Source organism: Levilactobacillus hammesii DSM 16381, assembly GCF_001434395.1.
GTDB lineage: Bacteria > Bacillota > Bacilli > Lactobacillales > Lactobacillaceae > Levilactobacillus > Levilactobacillus hammesii.
In genome coordinates this window covers 1-6,618 of record NZ_AZFS01000027.1, presented here as the reverse complement: position 1 = coordinate 6,618, position 6,618 = coordinate 1, and the positions used below count along the sequence as shown (strand labels likewise).

Below are 6,618 nucleotides of genomic sequence, written 5' to 3'. Positions count from 1 at the left end.
ATAAGGTTCTTCAGCTTCACCTTTAATTTCAAATTCAGTAAACATAACAAAAAATTGGTTCTGTTGCAAAGTTTTCCCAAAAATCTATTTTAGTGTAAAATTGAGAAAAAAGACAGAGAGGACAGAGTAATGAATCATTTTAAAGGCAAACAATTCAAAAAAGACGTCATTATTGTCGCTGTTGGTTACTACCTGCGTTACAATCTAAGCTATCGTGAAGTTCAGGAATTGTTATATGATCGTGGAATAAATGTTTGTCATACTACGATTTATCTTTGGGTGCAAGAGTACAGCAAAGTCCTCTATTATCTTTGGAAGAAGAAAAATAGACAATCCTTCTATTCATGGAAAATGGACGAAACCTATATCAAAATTAAGGGACGTTGGCATTATCTTTATCGTGCAATTGATGCGGACGGCTTAACCTTAGATATCTGGTTACGAAAGAAACGGGATACGCAAGCAGCCTATGCTTTCTTAAAACGACTCCATAAACAGTTTGGTGAGCCGAAAGCAATTGTGACCGATAAAGCACCTTCTCTTGGCTCCGCCTTTAGAAAGTTACAGAGTGTGGGTTTATATACTAAGACAGAGCACCGAACTGTGAAGTATCTTAACAATTTAATAGAACAAGACCATCGACCTATTAAACGACGAAATAAATTTTATCAAAGTCTCCGTACAGCCTCTTCCACGATTAAGGGCATGGAGACCATTCGAGGAATATATAAAAAGAACCGAAGAAATGGAACGCTCTTCGGCTTTTCGGTGTCTACTGAAATCAAGGTATTAATGGGAATAACAGCCTAAGATATTTGGAGTTCAGAGAGGGCGCGTTTGATTTTCAAACTTCGCAACAGAACCGATTTACTCATGATTAAGTCGCTGACTCAGGACTAGATCGGAAGTCGCTGCCTAATTGACGACACCACCCAAGCAGCTTGTTCTTGAAAATTAAAAATTGTCCGAAGTTCGTGGCTGTGCCATTAAAAATCGAACTACTCCTTGTTTTTGTTAAGAAAGGGGCTTATACTATTAATCAATCGCACACGATTGAAAGGGGGCATCTGCATGACACTAGAAATTGACCTAGCAAATCAACTTTGTTTTAGCATATACAATGCCAATCGGTTATTTAACAAATTTTATGTCGAAACATTAACGCCATTCAAGCTGACTTACGCACAATATCTCGTACTAATGGCATTGTGGGAACGCGACGACCAGTCACTACACGAATTGGGTCAAGTTCTGCGTTTAAGTAGCAACACTCTGACACCACTTTTGCGGCGTATGGAAGACGCCGGGTGGTTGCAACGGGAGCGCCCAGCAACGGATCGGCGTCAATTGGTTATTCATCTCACAACTCAAGGCAAGCAACAACAAGCACCAATCGAAGCCGCGATTGCAACTTGTATCAGTCGCTACCATCTGACCATCGATGAATATCAGCAGGCTTTGGCCTTGAACCAGAAGATCATTACCGCATTATCACAAGATTTGGCCTAGATGGACCTTTTTATTGGCTGTTTAAATCGTGCGCGACTGAATTATAAATTTAGGAGGAATCTTTAATGGCAGATTATGACACAATTTTTATCGGTAGCGGTCACGCGACGTGGCACGCTGCAGTAACCCTTGCACGTGCGCAACAAAAGGTAGCAATCATTGAAGAGGATACAATCGCCGGGACATGCACTAACTTTGGTTGTGATGCTAAGATTCTGTTAGACGGCCCCTTCGAGCTGACCGAACAGCTCAAACAATACCAGGGGATTGGTGTCAACACAACGCCCAGTATCGATTGGTCACAGTTGATGGCATATAAGCAGCAAGTCATTCAACCCTTATCGGTACAAATGACGGCCGTATTCAAGCAATTAGGAATTAAGATTATTACAGGACATGGCGAACTGACTGATACGCACACTGTTAAAGTGGCCGGCAGCACGTATACGGCGGATACCATCGTTGTCGGGACCGGACAGCGCCCAGCCAAATTAGCTATTCCGGGCGCTGATCTAATGCATGATAGTCGTGATTTTCTTGACCTACCAACCATGCCCAAGCGGTTGACCTTGATTGGTGCCGGAATTATCTCGTTAGAATTTGCCAACATGGCTGTGTTACTAGGATCTGAAGTGCATATTATTGAGTTTGCCGACCGGGCACTACCTGCATTTTATTCAGAGCACGTTGAAAAAATGATTGCACATTTACAGGCAGCCGGGGTACACTTCCACTTTGGTGAAGCCCTTAGCCAAGTGACTAAAAGCGCCACGGGATTATTGGCAACCACTAAGAACGGCCTGACCATTGAGAGTGATGACATCATCGCAGCCACTGGTCGGATTCCAAACATCGAACACTTAGGGTTAACGAAAGTTGGCATTAAGACCGATCGGCACGGCATTGTCGTCGACGACCATTTGCGGACAAATATTCCCAACATTTACGCTAGCGGTGATGTCATCAGCAAGACTTTGCCGAAGTTAACACCGACCGCGACCTTTGAGTCTAACTACATTGCCGGCCAATTGCTTGGAAGTACGGCCGCGATTGATTATCCGGTCATTCCATCGGTCGTCTTTACGTTACCAAGAATCGCACAAGTCGGTATCCCTGTCGAAGCCGCCAAGCTTGATACTGAACACTTTCACGTTCAAGCACTGCCATACGGTAAACTGTTAGCCTTTCAGTATCAAAACGAGGTCGATGCTGATCTACAACTGATCTTTGACCAAGAGAATTACCTTGTTGGCGCTTCCATCTATGGTAATGGCGCGCCAGACTTGATTAACTTACTGACCATGATTATTACTGATCACGTCTCAGCCAACACGTTAAGTCAGAAGATTTTTGCCTTTCCGAGTGCTTCAGTGGGTATCATTGATATGTTGACACCACTTTTACACCATGACTAGTTATTAAACCAACTGACCAATTTAAAGATACTGTGTAGGCGACGCCTACACAGTATCTTTTTGCCGTTCGAGACTAACTCACCGATAGTTCCTGCCTAGGGCCCCTAATAATTTGACAAGCAGGATAATGGCCCCACCGAGCGTCCAAATGAAGACGCCCCAGCTTAACCAACTGGCCTGAACAAATAAACTGATCAAAATGAACCAATTCATCCCAAAGAGCCACCAACTGAGTGTGCCTTTCAGAATCATTGACCATACAAAGGGTGTCGCATACCGATTTAGCGGGATAATCGCAAGCAATAGGGCCGGAATGAGCCTACTTTCAAACATTGCCAAATAATGGTACGGATCGCTCGTATAAGCGATTGTCCCCAATAAACCATAGTGATTTGGTATCGTCGTTAAAAGGGCTGCTTGCCCAATATAAACGATGATTGGTTGGCCAATCAACAGTGCGAGTAATCCCCAAGTTATCTTTTTCATCAGTCTACGCGAGAGCGTAAAATATCTTGTGTAAATGCATAAAAGATTGCTGAATTGTATAGAAATAGGGAATGCCTTCCCTTATGATATTTAGTAACCACAGAAAACATCACAGGAGGCATTCCCCATGAATGAACTTACCACAGAAATTATCGCTGCACTAGCCCAAAAGCAAGATTTGGACGAAGTTTTTCGTCACCACCTCGAAATTGCGATTAACCAGCTGCTTCAAACCGAATTGGCAGAGTTTTTGGGTTACGAACGCTACTCATACGCTGGGATTAACACTGGTAATAACCGCAATGGCAGTTATGAGCGCTCGTTTGATACGAAGTACGGCCAACTTAACTTAACCATTCCTCGAGATCGCAATGGCCGGTTTGAAAATCATACCTTGCCAGCCTACGGTCGGCACAGTGATAATTTAGAAACAACGGTCATTCAGTTGTATACCAAGGGAATTACCACTGCTGAAATTGCCGAACTCATTGAGAAAATGTACGGTGCTCACTACTCCAAAGCCACGGTTTCCAACATGACTAAAGCCGTCAATGAACAGGTTCAAGCTTTCCAGCAACGTCGACTGGCTTCACAATATGCGGCCATCTTCTTAGATGCCACTTACTTGCCGTTAAAGCGGGATACCGTTCAAAAAGAAGCCGTTCATATTGCGATTGGCATTCGTCCAGATGGTACGAAAGAAGTTCTGAACTACCAAGTGGCGCCAACGGAATCGACTGGAATCTGGACTGAACTGCTGGGAACCTTGATCAAGCAGGGCGTTAAAGATGTGCTGTTGTTTGTGGCCGATGGGTTAGTTGGTTTGGATGAAGGCTTGAATCGGCATTTCCCTAAAGCCAAACGACAACGTTGCCTGGTTCATGTTGGGCGGAATCTGATGAACAAAGTTCGCGTAAAAGACCGCAAGGCCGTGATCAGTGACTTTAAACAAGTTCATCGGGCCGCCAACCGTGAAGCAGATGAACTGAAACTGAATGAGTTCGCCAACAACTGGCATCAGACCTATCCCAAATTAATCAAAGATCTGCTTAAAATGCCGAATTTACTCACTTTCATGGACTTTCCATCAGCTATCCGGCAATCACTATACTCCACTAACCTGATTGAGAACTTTAATAAGCATCTCAAGCGCACCACCCACCACAAAGAACAATTTCCAACGGAAGATTCACTGGATCGCTTCCTGGTTTCTCAGTTTAATGTTTATAACGAGAAGTCTCTGAAGCGGATCCACCGAGGGTTCCAAGGACTCCAGGACACCTTGGAAGCATCATTTATTTAAGTTAGATACATATTATATGTACGAAGGCATTTCATTTACACAAGATTCTTGACGCTACCCTATTGTGACTTTCTTTGAAGAATGCTAGAGTTTAAACCGATTGGATAGACCGTAATTTGACCAATTGGATGGGAGGCGATTTTTTTGAAGCAGAAAGTCATTTGGGACATACAGCTTATAATAAACTGTGTATTTATGTTATACATTGCTGGGAAATTGTCCAATATTTTATTTGTCGATAATGGTATATCGATTATAATAACTATTTTCTTAATTCTGGCAGCTCTTATCATAGCATATGCGTTAACAGTACAGTTTAAAAACATAAGGAGATAATTTCTTTGAAGAAAAAATATTTCTTAATAGCAATAGGTATTTCAATTATGAGTGTTCAAGATATAGTATCTCCAGAGTCTATAAAAGCAGCTAAAGTACCATGGGCTAGTATTGCATGGAAAGTTGTGCAGAAGGCTAGTAATAAGGTATATAACGTTAAAGCCAGTATTTCTAAGGGAAAGTATGGAGTAACTTCTACACCAGGTACTATTACGCTAAATGGTTCAAAATATGGTGCAAGTGCAATGTATAATGTTAAATCATTATCAACTAAGCATTCTCTTGCTCTATTTGCAAATTCCGACCCGATTAGTATGATGCTTAAAAAGTATTCACTTTTGGTGATAAACCCTAAGGGACATTACACCGTTAATACTTCAATTAATCCAGGGGTATATCGTGGATTTAAATTCGGATTAAAGGGAACCTACAAGGTACAATTTGTATCAAATAAAAAGTTCAAGCTTGCACCTTATGTTGCATATAGATACGATTCTGCCAATAGCATATATAAAACTAATTCTTTAGTTGAATCCACTGATGATCAAGCTCAAAGTACTTCTGACATAAGTCAAAGTGATTCACAGATTAATGGTGGACAAACTTTTGATGATTCGCCGTATGGGGACTTAATACGGCCATCTTGGGGTTCAGGTGTTGTGTCTACTCCGACCTCAAGTCAATTGACAGTAGCACAATTATACGATCAATTCACAGATAATGGTCATAGCGTTTATTCTATGAAATCCTATGTAGTAGGTGATGTTATTCACGTACACGATCAGATCAGCAGCTTAGATTACGATAATACGTCTAACTCTACACAAGTTTATTTTGCTAGTAATCCAGATGACTTTCTGGAATTCAATGGTAATTTAACGCGTACCCTAAAAGTTGGAGACACTTTTAATAAAAATATGAGGGTCGAACAGATGGGGAACAACAGCGAATTTAGAATTCCAGATTATTTTAAATATGTCATGGATCATAATGGTGAATATCCCAATTTTTAAAACTTGGTAGTCTTTTTTCAATTAGTGTTGATCAAGCGTTTATTTGGAACTTCGTTTGCTTGCGGGCGGGGTTCATTTTTCAGGTGATAAATTTGCAATTTACTTTTGTTTGACGATAAAACTAGGCAGAAATGTTTGATTAGATTGTATCCAGGTTGAACGTCTGATATCGTGGCCAACTGAACAATCGGCAGGCTTTAAAGCCCGTACTAGCAATTTGTGATGCTGTGCAAGTCTTTGGGGCACAAAAAACTGATTTTAATGATATATTATTCAAACGGTAAACGTATGTATCAAAAAACATTCACAGGGATAACTTGGTGGAATAAAGGAGTACTATGAGAATTGATACTATTTTTTCGATAATCTACTTTGCGTTATTTACTGTTTTTTACATTGTTGGGATACCAAAATTCTTTGTAATTGTCTATTCGATTTTCGGAATTGCGAGTTTCATCTACCTTGATAAGTACAGAAAAAAGAAATGAAAAAATAGAGATATGGTAGATTGCAAATTTAATCCGAATTTTTGGACAAATTTGTCAGCATAACCTGA

The 6,618-nt window shown here is 41.0% G+C and carries 6 protein-coding genes; 5 read left to right on the top strand and 1 reads right to left on the bottom strand.

Annotated features, from left to right (window positions below):
• Window positions 1-129: 129 nt before the first annotated feature.
• The 3 genes from FD28_RS02105 (at window position 130) to FD28_RS02095 (ending at window position 2,924) form a co-directional block, all read left to right on the top strand.
• Window positions 130-810 carry an IS6-like element ISS1N family transposase gene (locus FD28_RS02105; RefSeq protein ID WP_057732118.1) on the top strand — a complete coding sequence of 227 codons (681 nt, stop codon included), beginning with the start codon at window positions 130-132 and terminating at the stop codon, window positions 808-810.
• Window positions 811-1,071: 261 nt separating this feature from the next.
• Entirely contained in the window at window positions 1,072-1,509 is a 438-nt protein-coding gene (locus tag FD28_RS02100) for a MarR family winged helix-turn-helix transcriptional regulator (RefSeq protein WP_003644413.1), read from the top strand.
• A gap of 65 nt (window positions 1,510-1,574) precedes the next feature.
• Window positions 1,575-2,924 carry a dihydrolipoyl dehydrogenase family protein gene (locus FD28_RS02095; RefSeq protein ID WP_042254611.1) on the top strand — a complete coding sequence of 450 codons (1,350 nt, stop codon included), beginning with the start codon at window positions 1,575-1,577 and terminating at the stop codon, window positions 2,922-2,924.
• Between the two features lie 78 nt (window positions 2,925-3,002).
• On the opposite strand, the gene FD28_RS02090 is transcribed toward FD28_RS02095, so the two are convergent.
• Window positions 3,003-3,410, bottom strand: a complete 408-nt coding sequence (locus tag FD28_RS02090; RefSeq protein ID WP_057732116.1) for a hypothetical protein — start codon at window positions 3,408-3,410, stop codon at window positions 3,003-3,005.
• A gap of 127 nt (window positions 3,411-3,537) precedes the next feature.
• Between FD28_RS02090 and FD28_RS02085 the strand changes: the two genes are divergently transcribed.
• Both FD28_RS02085 and FD28_RS02075 read left to right on the top strand, forming a co-directional pair.
• Complete coding sequence (locus FD28_RS02085) at window positions 3,538-4,713, top strand: IS256 family transposase (RefSeq protein WP_057732114.1); 1,176 nt, start codon at window positions 3,538-3,540, stop codon at window positions 4,711-4,713.
• Between the two features lie 341 nt (window positions 4,714-5,054).
• Entirely contained in the window at window positions 5,055-6,062 is a 1,008-nt protein-coding gene (locus FD28_RS02075) for a hypothetical protein (protein ID WP_057732110.1), read from the top strand.
• Window positions 6,063-6,618: the final 556 nt, after the last annotated feature.